The organism is uncultured Barnesiella sp., from assembly GCF_946496565.1.
GTDB lineage: Bacteria > Bacteroidota > Bacteroidia > Bacteroidales > Barnesiellaceae > Barnesiella > Barnesiella merdigallinarum.
The window spans coordinates 142,649-164,608 of record NZ_CAMMHD010000003.1; the positions used below are offsets into that span (position 1 = coordinate 142,649).

A 21,960-nucleotide genomic window follows, 5' to 3' on the forward strand; every position below is an offset into this window, starting at 1 on the left:
TTACAATGGATATTTTCAATTATACATTTTTTCAAAATGCCCTGTGGGCGCTCCTCCTCATCTCGATTATCAGCGCCATCATAGGCACCTATATCGTAGCCCGGCGCATGCTCTTCATCACCGGAGGTATCACCCACGCCTCGTTCGGCGGATTGGGTATAGGCTACTTTCTGGGAATAAGCCCCACCCTCTCGGCTCTCTTCTTCGCCATACTATCGGCGCTGGGGGTCGAGTGGATGTCGCGCGGGAAAACCGTGCGAGAAGACTCGGCCATCGCCGTCATCTGGACACTGGGCATGGCCGTCGGCATCATCTTCATCTTCATGACACCCGGCTACACCCCGGGACTCACCGAGTTCCTCTTCGGCAACATCCTCACCATCACCCGCACCGACATCCTGGTGTTTGCCGCCTTTGCCGCCCTGCTCGTCGTCTACACCCTGCTGCAATACCGCCGCATCGTCTACACCGCGTTCGACACCGATTTCGCCCATACCCGCAGTATCAACACCCGGCTCATCAACTACATCATGACCTTCTTCGTAGCCACGGCCGTGGTCCTCTCCATCCGGTTGGTAGGCATCATGCTGCTCATCTCCATCCTCTCCCTGCCGCAGATGATAGCCGAGCTCTTCTGCCACCGCTTCCGCGACATCATCTGGCTCTCGGGACTCATCAACCTTCTGGCCGGTATCGGCGGGCTGCTGCTCTCCTACTGGCTCGACGTGCCGGCCGGCGCCACCATCGTCTTCACCCTCATCGTCGTCTACCTGGTAGCCAAGCTCCTGACGAGTCAGATGCAACGCACCGTAGCTAAAAGACAATAAAACCGCCGTTTTTCAGTTTAAAAATATGGCTTCTTATCCCCGTAGCGTTTGAAAAAAAGAGTAATACATATCGTCGTTCTGCTGGTGACCCTGGCGCTCGTATCCTGTTCGACCAAGAAGAATACGGCCTTCACCCGCTTTTACCACAGCTTTACGACCCGCTACAACGTCTATTTCAACGGGATAGAAAACTACAAGGAGCAGATGAAAAACATGGAGACCGAGTATCAGGACAACTTCACCGACCTCCTCTACATGCACCCGGCCCAAGCCTATGCCAACCCCAAGGACCCGCAACCCTCGGGCAGCTTCGACCGCACCATCGAGAAGTGCCAGAAAGCCATCCAGCTCCACTCCATCAAGAAGAAGCCCAAGCGCGACTCCCGAAAGATGAGCGACCCCAAATATCGCGACTACCTCAAGCGCGACGAGTACAACCCCTTCATCCACAACGCCTGGCGACTGATGGGCCAGGCCCAGTATTACAAGGGCGAGTTCCTCGAGGCCGCAGCTACCTTTCTCTACATCTCGCGTCACTTCACCTGGATGCCCGACCTCGTAGCCGAGGCCAAGCTCTGGCAGGCCCGATGCTACATTGCCCTGGGCTGGCTCTACGAAGCCGAAGACATACTCCAGAAAATCAACAACGACAAACTGCCCGAGTCGCAAAACAACTGGTTTGCCACCGTCAATGCCGACTACCTCATCCGCAGCGGCCAATACCAGAAGGCCATCCCCTTCCTCGAGACCGCCATCAAGTCGGCCCCGAGCAAGCAACAGCGCATCCGGCTCACCTTCCTGCTGGGGCAGCTCTACGAAAAAACCGGGGTCAACGCCAAAGCCTACGAGACTTTCGGGAAGGTCATCTCCATGAACCCGCCCTACCGCACCGAGTTCAACGCCCGCATCAAGCAGACCGAGGTCTTCTCGGGCAAAGACATCACCAAGGAGGTGAAAAAGCTCACCCGCATGGCCTCACGCGACCGCAACAAAGAGTACCTCGACCAGGTCTACTACGCCATCGGCAACCTCTACCTCTCGCGTAAGGATACCCTCAAGGCGATGGAGAACTACCGCCTGGCCAACCAGAAGAGCACCCGCAACGGCATCGAGAAGGCCATCTGCCAGGTGACCCTCGGCGACCTCTACTTCGACCGGCGCGAATATGTCGACGCCCAGCCCTGCTATGCCGAGGCCCTGCCTCTGCTCAAGGAGAATTTCCCCCGCTACGACCTGCTCTCGCGGCGCTCCACCGTGCTCGACGAGCTGGTAGTCTACGCCCAGAATGTCGAGTTGCAGGACAGTCTGCAAGACCTGGCCGCCATGAGCGAGACCGAGCGCAACAAAGCCATCCAGCAGATTATCGACGACCTCATCAAGAAAGAGAAGGAGGAGGCCGAAGCCCTTCAGCGCGAAGAGTATCTGGCCCAGCAACAGGGGCCCCAGTTCAACAGCAACAACGCGGCCAAGAACAACGCTACCATGATTTCGGGCGACAAGTCGTGGTACTTCTACAACAAGACCATGGTAGCCGCCGGTAAGACCGAATTCCAACGCACCTGGGGTAGCCGTAAGCTCGAGGACGACTGGCGCCGCCGCAACAAGTCGGGATTCTCGATGAGCGACTTTGCCGAGAAAACCGATGGAGGAGGCGACACCGAGGAAGGCATGGAGGTCGACGAGAACGGCATGCCCCTCGAGGAGAGCCCCGACAGCGCCCAGCTGGCCGATGCCGAGGATCCCCACAAACCGGCATTCTACCTCAAGCAGATACCTCTCACCCCCGAGGCCCTCGAGGTCTCGAACGAGGTGGTGGCCGAAGGTCTCTTCAACATGGGTATCATCCTCAAGAACAAGCTCGAGGACTACCCCGCCGCCATCGCCAACTTCAACCTGCTCGAAGAGCGGTTCCCCGAGAACCCCTATCGGCTCGACGTCTACTACAACATGTACCTCATGTACATGCGCAACGGCGACGAAGTCACCGCCGGCATCTACCGCGACAAGATACGGTCTACCTTCCCCGAGAGCGCCTATGCCCAGGCCATGGCCGACCCGCACTACCTCGACAACCTGCGGCGCATGAGCACCGAGCAGGACTCCATCTACGAGGATACCTATGCCGCCTATCTCGCCAACAACAACGCGGCCGTGCACCGCAGCCGCCAGTATATGGAGGAGAAGTATCCCCTCTCGCCGCTCATGCCCAAGTTCCTATTCCTCGACGCGCTCGCCTACGTGGGCGACAAGCAGTACGACAAATTCAAGGCCGGGCTGAGAGACCTGCTCGAGCGCTATCCGCAAGCCGACGTATCGCCCCTGGCCACCACCATGCTCAAGGGGGTAGCTCAGGGCCGGCAGGTAGCCGAGGGCAGCGGAAACCTGCGGGGCATGCTGTGGAAGGCCCGTCTGACCAACGACACCACGACCGTCCTCAACGACACGGCCCAGGTAGCCTTCACCCAGGACCTCAAGGCTCCGCACGTGCTCCTGCTGGTCTACGCCACCGACAGCGTATCGTCCAACCAGTTGCTCTTCGACGTGGCCAAACACAACTTCACCACGTTTGTTATTAAAGATTTCGACCTCGAAATAATGACCTTTAACGAAATAAGTATGTTAGTTGTCAAAGGATTTAATAACTTTGACGAGTTGTCGCACTATCGCCGGTTGCTCGACCACAGCGAGACATTCCGCTACCCGCCCGGTGTCAAGCCCGTGATGATCAGCGAAGACAACTTCAAGAAACTGCTCGAAGGATACAGTTTCGAAGACTATTTCTTATTTCTTGAAAACAACCCGCTACCAGAAGAGCCTTATGAAGAACGGTAAAATACTTTGGGCCGACGACGAAATCGATTTGCTGAAACCGCATATCCTCTTCCTCCAACAGAAGGGATACGACGTCACCACCGTATCCAACGGCCGCGACGCCCTTGAAAAAGCGGCTCACGAGGTTTTCGATCTCATCATTCTCGACGAGAACATGCCCGGCTTGAGCGGTCTCGACACCCTCAGCCAAATCAAAATGGACAACCCCTCCATCCCCGTGGTCATGATTACCAAGAGCGAGGAGGAGAACATCATGAACCAGGCCATCGGTAACAAAATATCCGACTACCTCATCAAACCCGTGAATCCCAACCAGATACTCCTGTCAATCAAGAAGAATCTCCACCACAAGGAGATTATCCTCGAGAAGACCTCGAGCGACTACCGGCAGGAGTTCCAGCACATCAGCAGCCAGATAAACGACTCCTATTCGTGGACCGACTGGTACGAGGTGTACAAGAAACTGGTATTCTGGGAACTGGAGCTCACCCAGGCCGAGAGCGACATGGACGAACTCCTCACCCTGCAGAAGAGCGAGGCCAACAGCGCCTTTGCCAAGTTTGTCAAGAAGAACTACGAAAAGTGGATTACCGGCGGCGAACACCCCCTGATGAGCCACGAGCTCTTCAAGACCAAGGTATTCCCCCTCATCGACAACGGCGAGAAGGTATTCTTCATTCTCATCGACAACTTCCGGCTCGACCAGTGGCGGGTCATCAAGCCGCTGCTCAGCGAATACTTCACCGCCGAGGAGGACCTCTACTTCAGCATCCTGCCCACGGCCACACAATATGCCCGCAACGCCATCTTCTCGGGCCTCATGCCCAACCAGATTGCCCGCATGTTCCCCGACCTCTGGGTCGACGAAGACGAGGAGGAGGGCAAGAACCTCAACGAAGCGCCTCTCATCCAGACGCTGCTCGACCGCTTCCGCAAGCGTTACACCTTCTCCTACAACAAAATCAACGAGTCGGCTTTCGGCGAGAAGCTCATCCAGAACTTCCCGCAAATCGAGAACAACCAGCTCAACGTCTGCGTGCTCAACTTTGTCGACATGCTCTCGCATGCCCGCACCGAGTCGAAGATGATTCGCGAGCTGGCCTCGACCGAGGCGGCCTACCGCTCCATCACCGAATCGTGGTTCAAGCACTCGTCGGCACTCGACCTCTTCCGCAAAATCGCCGAGAAAGATTTCAAGATCATTCTCACCACCGACCACGGTACCGTACACGTGAACAACCCCATCAAGGTAATCGGCGACAAGAACACCAACACCAACCTGCGCTACAAGGTGGGCAAGTCGCTCAGCTACAACCCCAAGCAGGTTTACGAAATCAAGTCGCCCGAGCGCTACGGACTGCCCTCGCCCAACATCAGCTCTACCTACATATTTGCCACCAACCACGATTTCTTTGCCTACCCCAACAACTACAACTACTACGTGGGCTACTACAAGGATACTTTCCAGCACGGCGGCATCTCCATGGAAGAGATGATGATTCCACTGATTACACTCACAAAAAAATAGAATACGATTATGCACACCCTTGTCATAGGAAACCTCGACCAGATAAATAAGACCGCCCGCCAGTTCATCGAACTCATGGCCGACTACACCGTCTTTGCCTTCCACGGCGAGATGGGCGCAGGCAAAACCACCTTCATCAAAGCCATCTGCGAAGAGCTGGGCGTCGAAGACCCCGTCAACAGCCCCACCTTCGCCATCATCAACGAATACCGTTCGGCCACGACCGGCGAACTCATCTACCACTTCGACTGCTACCGCATCAACAAGCTGCAGGAGGCCTACGACCTGGGAGCCGAGGACTATTTCGCCAGCGGCGCCCTCTGCTTCATCGAGTGGCCCGAAAAGATTGAGGAGCTGCTCCCCGACGATTGTGTGAATGTAGAGATTACCGAGACCGACGGCGGCGTCCGCACCGTCAACATCGACCTGTAATCGGCCGTCCAATCGCAACCGTCGCCCGCCATGCACCACGCCCCCGACCTCATACCGGCCCTTATCGTGTTGAGCCTGTTCCTCATCTCGGGACTGCTCGCACTCGGTGCGGCCCTGGGCAACTGGGGGTGGTTCTTCAACAGCAAGAACTGCCGCCTCTTCACCTCGCGGCTCACCCGCGGGCAAGCCCGTTGGCTCTACGGCATACTGGGGGCTCTCATCCTGCTGATGACAGTACTCATCGCACGCGACATGCTGCCGCAGACGGTATCCGCCCGCGAACCGCAGCCCCACCCGGCGACGGCATCGCCAACGCTCTACCTCGGCTGCAACACGTCGACAAACGACTCGGGCAACACCACATTCTCCATCGTCAACGCCTCGGCAAAGAGCGGCGCAATCTCCCGGTCGTGAAACCCGGCTATGCCGCACCCGATGCGGGTCACATAGAAAAGCAGCTCGCCGTGTGCCCGGGCAAAGGCGATAAACTCGTCGACGTAGGGCTTGATAGTCTCCACTCCGCCCTGCATCGTGGGTATGGCGTATGACTGTCCTTGCAGTCCCACGCCCTGCCCCCACACCGCACCGAAGTGCCGCATGGCCACGCGCGCGGCTCCGCCGCCGTGCATACCGGCCAGATTGCTGCCAAACACAAACACCTCGCCGGGCGCCAGCGAAGTGATACGCTCCGGGGTAAACCGCCTCGGACCTGCCGTCCGGCCACCCGCCTCCCGGGCAGCCGAATACTCCTTGTTCTCTTCCTGTTTCATATCTGCTTGCGAGCCTGTGGCTCGATACCAAAAATAGGCAAATTCTTTCGATTGAGCCCCCTCTGTCCTCCATTTTTTCTGCACGCCCCCGGCACGACTCCCCCACCCTCCGCGCTGCACCGGTTCGGTCTGCGGTTGTAGGTACAAACAATTCGGCACACGGGTTGTTATATATCCACAACATCTTACCGAACCAATTTTAAATAAACGCTATTATGAAAAAGATTCTGTTCGGGGCTACCGCCCTGCTACTCGTGCCGGCCCTCTCGGCCTGCTGCGACGACGACAAGACCACCGACGAACCGGCTCAACCCGAGGCGGTGCAACTGATTACCCCCAACGTGAGCGCCCGTATTGCCGACCCGCTCAACCAAAATCCCTTCACGGGTATCCTCGAAATCTATCCCTGCTACGCCGAGACCTCGACCTACTACGGCAACTACATTAACAACAAAAAGACCGTATTCAACGGCTACTACACCATTATCGACGGCCACATCTACGGCGAGTACAACCGGCCGCTGCAACTGCCGGTGGGCACCTACAACATGGTCTACTGGGGCACCCCGAAATACGACGACCCCATCTACAACACCCCCGCCATCAACGAGCCCGGTATCACCCAGGATGCCGACCTCTCGACCCTCTACTTCAGACTGCGGGCCAACACCGACGGCACCTACATGCCCGTCTATGACCTGGTACACGCCGTGAAACCGGCCAACGTGGGACAGGAAGACCTGCAGGCGGCCCTCACCCGCGTGACGGCCGGCATACGCATCATTGCCAAGATGCAGGACAACTCCGAATTCAACCCCTCCATCACCAACATCCAGGCCCGTATCGGCGGCATTGCCGAGAAGATGAACTTCTACACGGCCGAGGTCGAAAACACGACCAAAGTCGTCAAGTTCGACCTCGAACGCTCCGACGACAACACCATCATGAGCAACGCCACCGTCATGCTCTTCCCCTCGGCCGAAAATCCTCCGCTCGAGCTAATCATCACCCTGGCCAACGGTACCGAACATACCCTGTCGAAGAACCTCAGCTCTACCCTATCGCCCAATACCAAGCTCACCCTCAACATCGTCCTGGGCGAAATCCTGTCGGGCGAAACGCCGGGCGACTTCTCCATCGAAGACTGGAACGAAGTGAGCGAAACCATCGAATTCCCGATTATCAACTGAATACGACCAAGTCCATAGCGAGGCTGTCGATACAACCTCCCCCCCCCTCAAACAGCAAGGCGACCCCCGGTCCTCGGGAGCCGCCTTGCTGTCGTATCTTCGCTCTACGGTTATCCGTTCGATATACAACCGTTACACTATCTTTTCAGGTACAGCGCCGGCCCGGCACTCCACCCCCTCGAGCCGCAGCAAAGCCGCCTTGCGTTCCACCCCACCGGCATACCCGGTGAGGCTGCCGTCGCACCCCAGCACCCGATGGCAAGGCACCACGATACTCACGGGGTTGTGCCCCACGGCGCCGCCCACGGCCTGTGCCGACACCCGGCCACCGCCCCGCTCGCGCTCCAGTTGCCGCGCTATCGCCTTGTAGGTAACCACCTCGCCGCGCGGTATCTGCTGCAACAGCCGCCACACGGCCAGCCGGAAATGGCTCCCCTCCAGCCGCAAGGGCGGAACCGCCCCGGGATTTTCGCCCGCAAAGTAGCGGTCGAGCCACACACGGGTCTGGTCGAAGAGCGGTAACGCCTGAGCTTCGCAGGCCGGCAGGCCGGCCTCGGGGTAATACTTCTGCCCGTCGAACCACAGCCCCGTCAGCCGCTCCCCGTCGCTGGCCATCGTCATCGGTCCCAGCGGCGAAAGGTATCCCTGTCTGTAACGAAAAAGTTCCATCCTGCCGATATATAAAAACGACAAGCCCCGGGCATTGCACACACCCGGGAGCTCGGTGTTGTAACGATAATTTGCGATTCGATTATTGCGGTTGAGCCGGATTCTCGGGCTCCGACTGTGCAGGCTCCGCAGCAGCGGCAGCCTCGTCGGCTACGGCGAGTTGTTCGCTCGCCTTAATCTGCTCATACAGGGTCACTATCATAAAGGCCGAAATGATGAGCGTCACCACCACGCCTACAATCAAGGCAATAAAGCCGATGATATTCAGTACTATCATCATCAGAACAGCAAGAATGATTTTCCCCATGTTCCCGTGAGTCATCGACCAACTGCGTTGAATGGCATCGAATACCCCCAGAGAGGAATCGTCGACATAGGCCAAAACCGTAAACATCAGGCGCAAGACCAGATACAAAGCGACCAGCGAGAAGAGGATGGAGACAATGCCCGATACCCCGCTGAACATCATACCCAACGTGTATCCCAACTCATAGGGATTGGAGAAATCGGCAACGGCCAAACTCGACCCGAGACCGGCTACCAAAATGACAACCCCGACCAACATGGGCAACATGCAGATGAAACTCACCACCACGTTCAACACAATCAAGCCGCCCAATTTAGGCAACATCTGTCCGAATGTCGAGAACGAAGGCTCTTCGCCCGCATGGGCATTCAGCATGATTTTATTCATACTGGCACTGAACCATACCGACAAAACGAGGCTTACGATATAGAAAAGCCAGTACCGGATCGAAGTCATATCGCTGCCCCCCAGCAAAGAGACAATCCACGACACCACCATGATTCCCAAAAAGAGGCCGAGCATGACAATAAAGTGCTTACGGGTCAATGCCCACCCCGTCTTCAATGCGCCGTTAGGCGACAGCAATTGTGCTTTCATATTGTTTGTTATTTAATCGATAATCTTAATCAACTCTTGCAAATATAATATTATTAACAGAATTAGCCCTATTCACAGACAGAAAAAAAATTTTATACCCCTTTTCATTTGCCTCTGCAGCCACCTTTCACTACCTTTGAAGAAAAACGCATTACACATGAAAACCGTCTCTATCGAAAAGGAGTTTGTCGCCACCTGCCCGGCTCTCCGCATCGGGGTCATCCAGGCCCGGGTAGCCAACAGCGAGAGCGACCCGGCACTGTGGCAGCTCATCGGTGAGGAGGAGGCACGCATCGCCTCGACCTACCGGCTCGACGAAATCAACAAACGCCCCGCCATACAGGCCACCCGCAAGGCCTACCGAGCCTTCGGGAAAGACCCCAACCGCTACCGGGTATCGTCCGAAGCGTTGTGCCGCCGCATCGTCAAGGGCTTGGGCATCTACCGCATCGATACCCTCGTCGACCTGGGCAACCTCGTCTCCATACGGGCCGGATACTCCATCGGAGCCTTCGACGCCGACCACATCGACGGCGACCACCTCACTCTGGGAGTAGGCCGCGAGGGCGAACTCTTCCATGGCATAGGCCGGGGCGTGCTCAACATCGAGGGGCTGCCCGTCTACCGCGACCGCACCGGCGGCATCGGCACCCCCACCAGCGACGAGGAGCGCACCAAAATCTCGCTCGACACCCGTAGCCTGCTGCTCCTCATCAACGCCTACGGCGAGGAGATGCCTCTCGACCAGACCATCGACTGGACGGTCGAGCTGTTGAAGCAGTTCGTCTCGGCTACCGACATCACCACAACAATCGTCGCCACCTCGCAGTTCGTCCTCTCGGAATAGGCCCTGAAACCAAAGAAACTGCCGTTCAGAAAACCCGATTACGAGTACAGCCAGCCGCTTCGACCGCATGAACAACCGGAACTTGAGACAGGCATCGCATACCACGCAGTCCTTTTAGAATACATTTAACTTCATTTGGGAGAGGAATTGGCGACAGAAAACTTTGTCGGGGAATAAAAGATCTATAATTTTACGTATTGTTCCGTTCTAAAAAATTAGGTAGAAATGAAAAGTAAGATGATTTCCGTATGGGCGGTTTTACTGCTGGGTACTTCCCCGATTTGGGCACAGAAGTATCACGATGCCATTGTAGAGGATGCTTGTGGCCCCGTGAAGATGATAAAGAGTGACGGGGAAATATTCACTTATGATTCCGACGGTCGCTTGACGGCAGTCGACCATGAAGATGTGCCGGATGCCAAATATGACAGCAACGGTTATCCGGTGGAGAGGTGCAGCAACGTGTGTACGCAGTACGAGTATAATGCCGACGGGCAACTCACCTCGGAAAGCTACGAGACGTTGCTGGGTGTAATGGTTATCGATTACTCATACAATTCGAAAGGCGATCGGGTTAAAAAGATGACAACGTATGGTTTCTCCCTGATGAGTGTCGATACTTACCGGATTCTCCGTTATGACGACAGAGGTAACTGGATTGAGCGGGAAGTGCTGCATCGTAGTACGGACGACAATGGCAAGTTGGGGAACAGCAAGGTAACCAAAGAGACCCGAGAGATAATCTATTTCACACCGACAGCACCGTCGGGAAACTCTTCTCCGGCTTCCGGCACCGACAACTCCGACTGGGCATCGCTGCGCGAAAGCCTCATCGGGAAACAAATCACCCCCAATTCACCGGCATCGGCGGGCTGGCAGACTCTCATAGGCAAACGTCTGTCACTCATCACCTACGGCATCTCGCAAAACGGGCAGGAGGTAAACCGGTTCCAGTGCCAAACGGGCGAATACATCAAACTCGGCAGCAACGGAATCCTCTACTGGGAAAACCGGTACGACGGCAGCACCTCTTACCGGTACCGAATCGACGGCAAACGCATATACCTCACCCAAATTTCGGGAAAAGAGACCGGCGACAAATGGCTCGAACTGACCCGCCAAAGCAACGGGCTCATCAAGACCGAGAGCAATCTGGGCACCTACCGCTACTTCAGCATCGTCAACTAAATCCTCGAAAAACAGCTATCAACCCGATTTTTATCTCTACCTCATACACAAACTACCGATTATGAAAAAATTCCGCATCTCGCTCCTCTGGCAAGTGCTTATCGCCATCGTGGCCGGCATCGTGCTGGGGCAGTTCCTTCCGGCGCCCGTGGCCCGACTGTTTGTCACCTTCAACGGGCTCTTCGGCAACTTCCTCAACTTCATCATCCCGCTCATCATCATCGGCCTCATCATCCCCGCCATCGCCGACCTGGGCAAAGGGGCCGGCCGGCTGCTGCTCATCACGGCGCTCATTGCCTACGGCTCTACCGTATTCTCGGGATTCTTCACCTACTTTACCGGCGAAGCCATCTTCCCCCGGCTCATTGCCCAGTCGGCCCAAACCGCAACGGTCGACAACCCCGGCGAGATGGCCCTGAAACCCTTCTTCACCGTCGAGATGCCCGCCCCCTTCGACATCATGACCGCCCTGCTCCTCTCCTTCTGTATCGGCCTGGGGCTCTCGGCCATACCGGGCAACACGCTGCGCATGGCGGCCGCCGACCTGCGCGACATCGTCACCCTGCTCATCGAGAAGGTCATCATACCGCTGCTGCCGCTGCACATCTTCGGCATCTTCCTCAACATGACCATCTCGGGACAGGTAGCCTCCATCATCTCGGTGTTTGTCAAAATCATCATCGTCATCTTCGTGCTGCACATCCTGCTGCTACTCATCCAGTTCTCGCTGGCCGGACTCGTAGCCCGCAAGAATCCCCTGCGCCTGCTCAAGAACATGCTGCCCGCCTACGCCACGGCGCTGGGCACCCAGTCGTCGGCAGCCACCATACCTGTCACGCTGGCCCAGACCCTTAAAAACGGGGTGAGCAAAAACATCGCCACCTTTGTTATTCCCCTGTGCGCCACCATACACCTGTCGGGCAGCACGATGAAAATCACCGCCTGCGCCATGGCCATCATGATGATGGCCGGCATACCCATACACACGCTCGATTTCAGCGGCTTCATCTTCATGCTCGGCATCACCATGGTCGCCGCACCCGGGGTTCCCGGCGGTGCCATCATGGCTGCACTGGGTGTGCTCGAGGGAATGCTCGGCTTCGACGAGACGGCCCAAGCCCTGATGATTGCCCTCTACATCGCCATGGACAGCTTCGGCACCGCCTGCAACGTGACGGGCGACGGAGCCATCGCCGTAGTCGTGGACCGCATAAACGGAAAAAGCGGAAACCTCGTGCAGCGTTCGTAGCAGACAAAGCATCTGTATAGATATAGACTGTTAAGTAAATTTTATTTATAGTAGTCCAACATATTAACATTCCGCGTATGAAAAAAGGCACATGGATTATCGTGGCTACTCTCTTTTCAATAGGAGCTATCGTCGGAGTCAGCGCTCTGACCCACACCTCGGATTCTATGAAACAGGAACTATCGGCCGAAGAGCAGATAAAGGCCGCTCCCAAAGAGGCCCTCGACTCGGCCACCATCGACCTGAAGCAGGCCCTGGCCCGGCACGACGCACCGGCCGTCATCGCCTCGCTCATGAAACAGTCGGCGGCCCGGCTGCTCATCGACCGCGACACTCTCCCCGCCATCATCGGACAGACCGAATCGCTGGCCGACCGTTCGAAAAACCCCGTCGAGCAGAGTCTGCTGCGCCTCATCTCGGCCCGGCTGTACCACCTCTACCTAGAGGATAACTACCGGATACGCCTGCGCGACGAGGTCGACGACTTCTCTCAGCCGCTCGAGACCTGGAGTGCCAACATGTTCCTGGCCAAAATCGACACCCTGCTCACCCGGGCTACAGCTCCCGTACAGGAACTGCTGGCTACGCCGGTAAGCGCCTATCGCCAGGCCCTCACCATCGGCAGCGATTCGATTTTCCGCCCCACCCTCTACGACTTCGTGGTGGGCGAAGCCATCGACCTCTACAAACAGGAGAGCGGCTACTCACCCCTCCAGCCGGTAGCCCGCAAGGAGCTGCTGGTTCCTGCACAGAAGTTTACGACCATCGTACTGGACAATAAGAAGCAGCCCGACGGCCGCATACTCCAACTCTATGCCGACGCCCTCAAGGCCCACGCCGCCGAGACCGGCTCGGCCCCGCTCATGATGTGGGACCTGCAACGCCTCGAATACCTGGGCGAAAGCCTCTACTACAACGACGAAGAGGAGCTCTTCGGCAACTATATCGACCTGCTGGGCAGTCTGCTCGAGAGCTACCGCGACAAGCCCTATTCGGTCGAGGTGGCCTCGACCCTCGCCTCCATCCTGTGGAATACCGACCGCTACGACAATGCCCGCCGGGCTCTCGACCTTTGCGAACAATGGACGGCCGCTTTCCCGAAATACCGCAACATCAACCGGCTGGTAAATCTGCGCAACACCATCACCGCCAAAGAGGCTTCTGTTAAAGTCTCTACCCTCCTCTACCCGGGCGAAATCGACAGTGTGAGACTTTCATACCGCAACGTCGACAGCCTCACCCTGCGCATCTACCGCCAACCCGAACCCCTGCCCATCGACATGCAGGACAACGACCTGAAGCAACCGGAATGGGACTTCGGCGACTGCATTTATGACCACGACTACGCCATAGGCGAACCGCTCTCGCTCGTGACCCGCCAACGCACCCTCGCCTTCCCCCAACTGGGTCCCGGCCTCTATGTAGCCAAAATCCTCATCGACGGCAAACCCAACCCATCGACCACCCACTTCACCGTATCGGGAGTGAAAACCATCACACGAGCAGCCTCCGACAAGCACATCGAGTTGCTCGCCGTCGATGCCCGCACAGGCAAGCCTCTGCCCAAGGCCGAGGTTACCCTCTACGCTTCGCCCTATTTCTTAGGTCAAGAGAGTGTCGAAAAGGCCCGACTCCGCACCGACAAGAACGGCCTCTGCCGCATCGAAACCGGCGACGAGGGATTCCTCTTTACCCAGGTTTCCACCCCGCTCGACCGCTTTGCTCCGGCCGACCGTCTCTCATTACCAGGCTGCTACGACGACAGCGACGACAGCGATACCCGCACCGCACTCTTCACCGACCGCTCGCTCTACCGGCCGGGACAGACGCTCTACTTCTCGGGCATCCGCTACATCAACTCGACCGACGAACACCGCACCGTAGGCGGCGAGCACTGCACCGTATCGCTGTTCGACCCCTCGTCGCGCGAGGTAGCCTCGACCCAGGTTGTCACCGATGCCTACGGCCAGTTCACCGGCTCGTTTATCATTCCGCGCGGCAATCTGCTGGGCAACTATACCCTGCGCGTGAACCAGTCGTGGGGCGACCGGCTCTCGGTATCGGTAGCCGAATACAAACTGCCCATGTTCCGCGTCGAGTTCAAGCCGGTGACCGAGGGCACCAGCTTCGGCCAACCCGTCACCTTGCAAGGCTCGGCCCGCAGCTACAGCGGCGTACCTCAGGCCGGGGCCTCGGTGCGATACACCATCTACCGCCAGGCCAACCCCTTCTTCCGATATTACCTTCCCTCCGGCCGCAAAGAGATTGAGAGCCGCACCACCACGGTCAACGCCTCGGGCAATTTTGCCATCACTTTCACGCCGCAACGCATCAGCTCCCAATCGTTCATCAACCAGGAGCAAGCCTATATATACAGCATCGAAGCGTCCGTCACCGCCCCCACCGGCGAGACGGTAGAGCAATCGACCACCGTACAGGTAGGCGACTCGCCCTACTTCATCACCGTCACCGCCCCCCGATACCTCGACAAGTTCAAGTCGGCCGGGCAAATCAAGGCACAAGTGCGTACCCTCAACGGACAAACCGTCGACCGGGCCTGCCGGCTCGTATTCTACTCGCTCTACGACGTCGAAGGGGAACCGCTCGACAGCCTCAAAATCAAGATGCAGGTGGGCGAGGTGACCATCGGTGCCGACGGCCACGCCCTCTACCCCGACTTCTCGAAATGGGCTTCGGGCCCCTATCGCATCGTGGCATTCAGCAACGACGAGTCGAAACGGATTATCCGGTCGGAGTGTAACTTTGTATTGTACAGCGAGAAAGACAAACAACCGCCCCGCTTTGCCGAAATATGGCTTCCCCGTACCCAAATCACGGCCGAAATGGGCGAAACGGTGAAGATTCCCGTAGGCACCTCGCTGCGCGAAGGGTACATCTTCTACTCCATCTATACGGCCGACCATCTGGTCGAGACCCGCATGCTCAAGCTCAGCAACAGCTGCAAGACGCTGTCGGTCAAGTTCGACAAGTCGTTCGGCGGCATCGCCACCATCAGCCTGCTCACCGTGCGCGACGGCGAAATAAAAACCGCCCAGGTAACCATACGACAGGCTCTGCCCGACCGCAAACTGAATATCAAGACCGAGTCGTTCCGCGACAAACTGCTGCCGGGGAATGCCGAGAACTGGACCTTCTCGGTGACCGACGCCCAGGGCAATCCCGTCGAGGCCCGCTTCATGGCCGAGATGTTCGATGCCTCGATGCAGGCCATCAGCACCCACAGCTGGCACTTCAGCGCACCGGCTCCGGCACCTTGTACCTGCATCTCGACTCGACCATCGACCTCCTACTCTTATGGACGCTCCATCGAAGCCGAAGAGATTCCGGCCCGGCTCGCCGTACCCGGCGAGACCGCCACGCAGTTCCTCTATCTCAATCTGCTGGACGGTAGTAACAGACGTTTCCCCATCTTCGCCTCTAATGCGGTAGCATCGGGCATACAGATCAATGAGGCCGAAACTGCACTCGACGAGGTAGTGGTGACCAAGAGTGCCAACACCGCTATGGCCAAGGGCTCGGCCTCACCTGCACTCGAAAGCCGCGAAGAGAGCGGCGGTTCCCAACCCGACGAGCCCCTGCGCACCGGCGAAGTAAGCACCGCCTTCTTCTACCCCTCGCTCACCACCGACTCGCTGGGACAGGTATCTGTCTCGTTTACCGTACCCAACGAGAACACCACCTGGCAATTCCTCGCCCTGGCCTACACGCAAGAGCTCCTCTCCGGCCAATACGAGGCACAGACCGTGGCCAGCAAACCGCTCATGGTGTCGCCCAACCTGCCTCGCTTTGTCCGGCAGGGCGATCACGTGACCATCGCCACGGCCGTGCAAAACCAGAGCAACAGCCACCAGGAGGGGACCGTACGCTTCGAACTCTTCGACCCCTATACCGACAAGGTGCTCCACTCCAGCCAGTCGGCCTTCATCCTTGAGCCCGGCGAAAACCGTACGGTCGACTACTCCTTCACCGCACCCGAAGGGGCCGAACTGCTGGGATTCCGCGTCAAGGCATCGACCCTGCAATACAGCGACGGCGAACAGCAGATTCTGCCCGTGCTCCCCACCCGCGTACTGGTGACCGACAGCAAACCCTTCTACATACCCGGCGGCGAGCAGACCGTCCCGGTTGTCATACCCGGCATGGAAGAGAAACTGAAATCGCCCACCGTCGAGAGCCTGCGCATGACGCTGCAATACTGCAACAACCCCGCCTGGTATGCCGTACAGGCGATGCCCGCCCTGACCGAGATCGACGGCAGCGACGCCATCTCCATCTCGGCCACGCTCTATGCCAACAGCCTGGCCGCATCGATGGCCCGCAGCAACCCGCTCATCGCCCGTGCTATCGAGCTGTGGAAGGCCTCCGGCAACCGGGACCTCACCTCGCTGCTGGCTCAGAACGAAGAGCTGAAGCAGGTACTCCTCTCGGCTACCCCCTGGGTGCTCGAGGCCGATAACCAGACCGAGCGCATGCAGCAGCTGGCCACCCTCTTCGACACCAACCGGGCCGACCGCCTCTCGCGCGAGGCCATCCTCAAACTGCAGAACCTCCAGGGCAGCGACGGCGGCTGGAGCTGGTTCCAGGGCATGTCGGCCAGTCCCTGGGTGACGATGAACATTCTCGAGAGCTTCGCCCGATTGCGCGCCCTGGGTGTACCCCTCGACGACAGCACGATACACGAGATGCAGGTCAAGGGCATCGGCTACCTCGACCAGACCATCGAGCGGCAACGCAAGCGCGAGCCCAACGCTCCACTCACCTACAACGACATCTGCTACCTGCACGTACGCTCCTCGTACCTCGACATCCCGCTGGCCGGCGACATGCTCGGGCTGCACAAGGCTATGGTCGAGCAACTCAAGCAGTGGATCAACTTCTCGACCATCGAGAAGGCTTACGCCGCCGTAGCCCTGCACCGCTACGGATTCACCGACGTGGCCCGCGACATTGTAGCCTCGCTGCGCCAGTACGCCGTGACCACCCCCGACAAGGGGATGTTCTGGCCCAACAACCGCTCGAGCTACGGCTATAGCAACAGCGCCGTGCAGGAACAGTGCACACTCATCGCCGCCTTCACAACGGTCGACCCCGTCGCCACCGAACTCGACGAGATGCGTCGCTGGCTCCTCGCCCAGAAACAGACCAACGAGTGGGAGTCGGTACCCTCGACCCTCGAGGCCATCTACGCCCTGCTCTACGGCGGCTCCGACTGGCTGGCCTCCAGCTCGACCCGACCCGTCATCGTATGGGGAGGAAAGGTCATGAAATACGAGCCCGAAGACCCCTTCCTGGGACTGACCGAACTTACCCTGTCGGGCAACCAGATAACGGCAGCCGAGGCCGAGGCCGTCGTCTCGACCGACCAGCAGCAACCCTCGTGGGGAGCCCTCTACTGGCAATACTTCGACGATGTCAAGAACGTATCGGCCGCCTCGGTCAACGAGCTGGCCATCGACCGCCAGATACTCGTGCGACAACCCTCGGGTACCTACCTTCCCATCAGCCAGGTAGCCCCCAAGACCGGCGACCGTGTAGCCATACGGCTCACCCTCACCGTGGGGCAAGACATGCAGTTTGTCTGCCTCACCGACGCCCGGGCCGCCTGCTTCGAGCCGGTAGACCAACTCTCGGGCTACCGCTGCCGCGAGAGCATCTGCTACTACCAGGAGGTGAAAAACGCCGAGACCCGCTTCTACTTCGACTACCTGCCCAAAGGCACCTACGTCATCGCCTACGAACTCGACATCGACCGTCCCGGCGACTACACCCAGGGACTCTCGTCCATACAGTGCCTCTATGCCCCGCAGATTATCGCCCGCACACCGGCACAAACCATCGTTGTCAAGTAACGCCGGCTTCCGACCGACACTCGTCATACTCCCCCTCCGACCGACCGCCAACGGCTCGGAGGGGGAGTTTTTATTGCCCCATCCCTACAAGTTTAATAAATTTTATAAAAACTCATAAAAGGGTTATTTTCTATAAAAAAGATGCCGATAGTATAAAAATAAATAAATAACTTTGCCATCGAAAGAGGGATCTACCGCTGTTTAATACGAACTTATCGATTCAATACTTTTTTATGAAAATTACAAAATTTATCACAAGTAGCTTATTCTTAGGGCTACTTTCCTCTTTTGCTTCGTGTATTGATGCCGATTATGATTTCAAAAAAGACATCGATTTGAAAGTAACCGTAGGAGGAAATCTAAGTTTACCCATCGGACAGACCGATACCATCCGACTCAGCCGAATGATTGAAGAGGGCGATGTGCTCCATGTAATCGACGGACGGTACGTAATCAGCAAATCCGACAATATCACAGAAGACATCGACGCCATCGACCCGGTAATTATCGACGCCTTTTCGCCCAAATTCGAGCTTTATACGCGTGATTTCCAGGCTGCCACAACCGAGCTGCCACAGATTCCCGGTCTGGAGATGCCCGACATCGAAATCGCCTTCGAAGCCAACATCAACACGGCCGAGAACTTCAACGTCGATACCGAACTGCCAACCGAAGTCAAACACGTACGAAGCGTACGGATTACCGATAACAACGGCGACGACCTGCACGTCGAGCTCTCTATCGACATCTCGGGCATGCCCGATTTTCTGCCCCGCATCTACCTGTCGGGTGTCGAGCTGGCTCTCCCCGAATTGATTGACTTCGACATCGAACCGAACGGCGAACTCGTACGCGAAGGCTCGTCGATATTCATATCGAAAACCATCGAACTGACCAACGGCACAGGCCACGTATCCGTTCCCTTGACCATCTACGGATTCTCCAACCCCACAGTCGAGAACGGACACCTGCTCATCACCGACGAAATTGCCTTGAAGGGCCTCGTCTATGCCGACAAACAATCGATCGGACTCGAAGACCTCACCAATACAACCGTATCAGTTCAACCCAACCTCAATCTCTCTACCCCCCAGATTCGTATCAAAGGCGTATCGGGTACCGTCGTTCCCAACGTCGACATCAATACCTCGGTCTCGCTCTCCGATTTGCCCGACTTCCTCAAGGAAGAGGGGACCTCACTCGAAATAAAAGACCTCGCTCTCAACCTGTCGGTACAAAACCCCATCGATGCCCCCATCTCGGCCAGCTTCGAAATATCGCCGCTCGACGAGAACGGCCAGGTAGTCAACGGCAATGTAGTTTCACTTGCCCTCAAGGTCGCTGGCGGCGAAAGAACCACCTTCCAGATCGACCGCAACTCGCCCCTCATCACCTCGGGCTCGCTCACCTCGCTGCTCAGCACCATCCCCGACCAGCTCGACATCAAAGTGACCGAAGTGAAAATCGAGAGCGAAACCAACGACCAAACCATCGAATTGGGTAAAGGTGATTACAACCTCAACATCGACTACGACATAAACGTACCGCTCGAGTTCGACAACCTCCGCATCTTCTACACCGACTCCATCGACAACCTCCGCAGCGATCTCGCCGACGTCTCCGACAAAATCAAGCACCTCGAACTCAACGTGGTAGTCGACAATGCCATTCCGCTGGGGCTCGTTCTCTCGGTCAAACCGCTCGACCAGAATGGCGCCCCCATTACCGGCCTCACTCTGCCCGAAGGCGTAGAGATCAATGCCGCGCCCAACAGCGACAATGCCATACAATCGACTCACGTCACCCTCAATATCGAGGAGGTTCGCGAGAATGCACTTCAGGAACTCGACAAGCTGGAATTCAAGGTCGAAGGCAGCAACCAGGACAACCACGACGTCACCCTGCGTCCCGACCAGTTTATCGTCGTACACCTCTCGGCTCGACTCCCCGAAGGAGCACAAATGGACTTAGAAGATTTGTAACGGATTTAAAGCTAACAAACAATGAAACACGCTATAAAACATGTTGCGAGCATCGCCCTCGCCCTGACGCTTTCGGCCGGGCTATCGGCCCAAACCACGCTCAACTCCTCCTACTTCATGGAGAAGATGACCAAGCGCAACCAACTGAACCCGGCCCTCAAGACACCCAACAACTACGTAAGCATGCCGAGCCTCGGCAACTTCTACCTGGGTGTCAACTCCAACCTGGGATTGGGCACCTTCCTCTATCCGCGCGACAACAAGCTGGTAACGTTCCTGCACGAAAGTGTGCCGGCCAATGAATTTCTGGGCAAACTATCTGCCAACAACACCATCGAACTCGACCTGGGCATCGACCTCATCTCGTTCGGCTTCTGGGCCTGGGGCGGACAGAATACCTTCAACCTCGCACTCAAAAGCAACACCGGTGCCTACCTGCCCAAAGAGATTTTTCAATTCCTCAAAACCGGGCAAGAGGCCACCGGTGTAACCCGCTACGACATGAGCAACATCACCGCCACCACCAGCAACTATCTGGAGCTGGCACTGGGCCATGCGCGCGACATCACCGACAAGTTGAGCGCAGGAGCCAAAATCAAGGTACTCATCGGCGCCGCTCACGCCGAGGCCCGCATCGACCGTATGGACATCTCCATGTCGCAAAACGAATGGACCATCAAACAAGCCGGACACCTGCAAGCCACCTCGCTGCTCGAGCTCACCACCGACCCCGAGACCGGCGAAGTAACCGACTATAAAGTGGGCAACAACTTCGGTCTGGCTGGCTTTGGCCTGGGTTTCGACCTGGGTGCCACCTACGAAATCATCGACAACCTCACCCTTTCGGCAGCCCTCACCGACATCGGCTTCATGCGCTGGAACAACCTCACCCGCGCCGAGACCGACCCCGATAAAGGGTTCATATACACCGGCTTCGACAATATCGGAGCCGAAGACGACGAGAACGGCGACAACCCCTTCGACCAAAAAGCCGACCAACTGGGCGAAGACCTCAAGGCCCTCACCAAGTTCTACAAAACAGACACCCAGTCGGTGAGCAACTCGCTGCGCACCACCCTGCGCGTGGGTGCCGAGTATGCTGTGCTCGACAACGCCATCTCGTTCGGTCTCCTCTCTACCACCCGGTTCGGAGGCTACCGCACCTATGCCGAAGGCATGGCAGCCATCAACTTCCGTCCCCTCTCGGCCCTGCACCTCACCGTCAACGGGTCGGTATCCAACATGGGCAGTTCGGTAGGCGCCATCCTCAACCTCTGCGCTCCGGGGTTCAATTTCTTCCTTGGCACCGACTACTTTGCCACCCAATACTCCAAACAGTTTATCCCCATCAACCACGCCCGGGCCAATTTCAGCTTCGGCTTCAACATCACTTTCGGGAAGAATCATAAAATCTGAACTATACGACAATCTATATTCCAGGGGGCCATCTCAAGTTCAGTTTGAGATGGCCCCCGTTTTTATTACCCCTCAAGTTCGCCGAAAATTCCCCGCTAAAAAGATTTCCAGAAAGGCGGCACACCCAGCCGCCCCCTCTGACTTTTGCCCGCTCCACCCCTCCTCTCAGACACCGGGCAGCGAGCCGCCCGCCACACCCCATACCACACGCCTCACCCCTCCCGACAAAGCATTTAACCAATATATGTTTTTTTTT

General features: G+C 57.3%; 15 protein-coding genes. 12 read left to right on the top strand and 3 right to left on the bottom strand.

Annotation, left to right across the window (positions count from 1 at the left end; all coding sequences use genetic code 11):
• Positions 1-5: 5 nt before the first annotated feature.
• From Q1K76_RS02810 to Q1K76_RS02830, 5 genes are read left to right on the top strand one after another with little or no spacing between them, the layout of a single operon-like run.
• Entirely contained in the window at positions 6-827 is an 822-nt protein-coding gene (locus Q1K76_RS02810) for a metal ABC transporter permease (RefSeq protein ID WP_087408968.1), read from the top strand.
• A gap of 48 nt (positions 828-875) precedes the next feature.
• Positions 876-3,659: a tetratricopeptide repeat protein gene (locus tag Q1K76_RS02815; protein WP_300130866.1), complete on the top strand. Its 2,784-nt coding sequence runs from the start codon at positions 876-878 to the stop codon at positions 3,657-3,659.
• Positions 3,646-5,187: a bifunctional response regulator/alkaline phosphatase family protein gene (locus tag Q1K76_RS02820; protein ID WP_300130869.1), complete on the top strand. Its 1,542-nt coding sequence runs from the start codon at positions 3,646-3,648 to the stop codon at positions 5,185-5,187. Before Q1K76_RS02815 ends, Q1K76_RS02820 begins: the two co-directional genes overlap by 14 nt.
• Before the next feature lie 9 nt (positions 5,188-5,196).
• On the top strand, positions 5,197-5,619 hold the full coding sequence (gene tsaE / locus Q1K76_RS02825; protein WP_300130872.1) for a tRNA (adenosine(37)-N6)-threonylcarbamoyltransferase complex ATPase subunit type 1 TsaE: 423 nt from the start codon (positions 5,197-5,199) through the stop codon (positions 5,617-5,619).
• A gap of 30 nt (positions 5,620-5,649) precedes the next feature.
• Positions 5,650-6,033 carry an immunity 17 family protein gene (locus Q1K76_RS02830; RefSeq protein WP_300130874.1) on the top strand — a complete coding sequence of 128 codons (384 nt, stop codon included), beginning with the start codon at positions 5,650-5,652 and terminating at the stop codon, positions 6,031-6,033.
• Here the strand turns inward: Q1K76_RS02830 and Q1K76_RS02835 are convergent.
• On the bottom strand, positions 5,937-6,389 hold the full coding sequence (locus Q1K76_RS02835; RefSeq protein ID WP_300130876.1) for a hypothetical protein: 453 nt from the start codon (positions 6,387-6,389) through the stop codon (positions 5,937-5,939). The two genes, Q1K76_RS02830 and Q1K76_RS02835, sit on opposite strands and share 97 nt — an antisense overlap.
• 215 nt (positions 6,390-6,604) lie before the next feature.
• Here Q1K76_RS02835 and Q1K76_RS02840 point away from each other — a divergent pair, with 215 nt between their 5' ends.
• The gene (locus Q1K76_RS02840; protein WP_300130877.1) at positions 6,605-7,579 is read left to right on the top strand and encodes a FimB/Mfa2 family fimbrial subunit; all 975 of its coding nucleotides are present in this window, start codon (positions 6,605-6,607) and stop codon (positions 7,577-7,579) included.
• Positions 7,580-7,711: 132 nt separating this feature from the next.
• On the opposite strand, the gene Q1K76_RS02845 is transcribed toward Q1K76_RS02840, so the two are convergent.
• Positions 7,712-8,248 carry a methylated-DNA--[protein]-cysteine S-methyltransferase gene (locus Q1K76_RS02845; RefSeq protein WP_300130879.1) on the bottom strand — a complete coding sequence of 179 codons (537 nt, stop codon included), beginning with the start codon at positions 8,246-8,248 and terminating at the stop codon, positions 7,712-7,714.
• 82 nt (positions 8,249-8,330) lie between these two features.
• On the bottom strand, positions 8,331-9,152 hold the full coding sequence (locus Q1K76_RS02850) for a hypothetical protein (protein WP_087408962.1): 822 nt from the start codon (positions 9,150-9,152) through the stop codon (positions 8,331-8,333).
• Positions 9,153-9,309: 157 nt separating this feature from the next.
• On the opposite strand from Q1K76_RS02850, the gene Q1K76_RS02855 reads away from it, so the two are divergent.
• The 6 genes from Q1K76_RS02855 to Q1K76_RS02880 all read left to right on the top strand — a co-directional run bounded on the left by Q1K76_RS02855 (position 9,310) and on the right by Q1K76_RS02880 (position 21,704).
• A complete protein-coding gene (locus Q1K76_RS02855) occupies positions 9,310-9,999 on the top strand; it encodes a phenylalanine--tRNA ligase beta subunit-related protein (protein ID WP_300130883.1) in 690 nt (229 codons plus the stop codon).
• 225 nt (positions 10,000-10,224) lie between these two features.
• Positions 10,225-11,187, top strand: a complete 963-nt coding sequence (locus Q1K76_RS02860; RefSeq protein WP_300130886.1) for a hypothetical protein — start codon at positions 10,225-10,227, stop codon at positions 11,185-11,187.
• A gap of 61 nt (positions 11,188-11,248) precedes the next feature.
• Positions 11,249-12,436: a dicarboxylate/amino acid:cation symporter gene (locus Q1K76_RS02865; RefSeq protein WP_087408959.1), complete on the top strand. Its 1,188-nt coding sequence runs from the start codon at positions 11,249-11,251 to the stop codon at positions 12,434-12,436.
• Positions 12,437-12,513: 77 nt separating this feature from the next.
• Positions 12,514-18,306 carry an alpha-2-macroglobulin family protein gene (locus tag Q1K76_RS02870; RefSeq protein WP_300130888.1) on the top strand — a complete coding sequence of 1,931 codons (5,793 nt, stop codon included), beginning with the start codon at positions 12,514-12,516 and terminating at the stop codon, positions 18,304-18,306.
• Between the two features lie 335 nt (positions 18,307-18,641).
• Positions 18,642-20,288 carry a hypothetical protein gene (locus Q1K76_RS02875; RefSeq protein ID WP_300130891.1) on the top strand — a complete coding sequence of 549 codons (1,647 nt, stop codon included), beginning with the start codon at positions 18,642-18,644 and terminating at the stop codon, positions 20,286-20,288.
• 21 nt (positions 20,289-20,309) lie between these two features.
• Positions 20,310-21,704 (top strand): DUF5723 family protein, encoded by a 1,395-nt coding sequence (locus Q1K76_RS02880; RefSeq protein WP_300130894.1) that lies wholly within the window; start codon positions 20,310-20,312, stop codon positions 21,702-21,704.
• Positions 21,705-21,960: the final 256 nt, after the last annotated feature.

What these genes read in the sequence shown, in the direction of transcription:
- Q1K76_RS02810 (WP_087408968.1), top strand. Translation starts at nt 6, where the DNA reads ATGGATATTTTCAATTATACATTTTTTCAAAATGCCCTGTGGGCGCTC.
- Q1K76_RS02820 (WP_300130869.1), top strand. Translation starts at nt 3,646, where the DNA reads ATGAAGAACGGTAAAATACTTTGGGCCGACGACGAAATCGATTTGCTG.
- tsaE (WP_300130872.1), top strand. Translation starts at nt 5,197, where the DNA reads ATGCACACCCTTGTCATAGGAAACCTCGACCAGATAAATAAGACCGCC.
- Q1K76_RS02830 (WP_300130874.1), top strand. Translation starts at nt 5,650, where the DNA reads ATGCACCACGCCCCCGACCTCATACCGGCCCTTATCGTGTTGAGCCTG.
- Q1K76_RS02835 (WP_300130876.1), bottom strand. Translation starts at nt 6,389, where the DNA reads ATGAAACAGGAAGAGAACAAGGAGTATTCGGCTGCCCGGGAGGCGGGT.
- Q1K76_RS02840 (WP_300130877.1), top strand. Translation starts at nt 6,605, where the DNA reads ATGAAAAAGATTCTGTTCGGGGCTACCGCCCTGCTACTCGTGCCGGCC.
- Q1K76_RS02845 (WP_300130879.1), bottom strand. Translation starts at nt 8,248, where the DNA reads ATGGAACTTTTTCGTTACAGACAGGGATACCTTTCGCCGCTGGGACCG.
- Q1K76_RS02850 (WP_087408962.1), bottom strand. Translation starts at nt 9,152, where the DNA reads ATGAAAGCACAATTGCTGTCGCCTAACGGCGCATTGAAGACGGGGTGG.
- Q1K76_RS02855 (WP_300130883.1), top strand. Translation starts at nt 9,310, where the DNA reads ATGAAAACCGTCTCTATCGAAAAGGAGTTTGTCGCCACCTGCCCGGCT.
- Q1K76_RS02860 (WP_300130886.1), top strand. Translation starts at nt 10,225, where the DNA reads ATGAAAAGTAAGATGATTTCCGTATGGGCGGTTTTACTGCTGGGTACT.
- Q1K76_RS02865 (WP_087408959.1), top strand. Translation starts at nt 11,249, where the DNA reads ATGAAAAAATTCCGCATCTCGCTCCTCTGGCAAGTGCTTATCGCCATC.
- Q1K76_RS02870 (WP_300130888.1), top strand. Translation starts at nt 12,514, where the DNA reads ATGAAAAAAGGCACATGGATTATCGTGGCTACTCTCTTTTCAATAGGA.
- Q1K76_RS02880 (WP_300130894.1), top strand. Translation starts at nt 20,310, where the DNA reads ATGAAACACGCTATAAAACATGTTGCGAGCATCGCCCTCGCCCTGACG.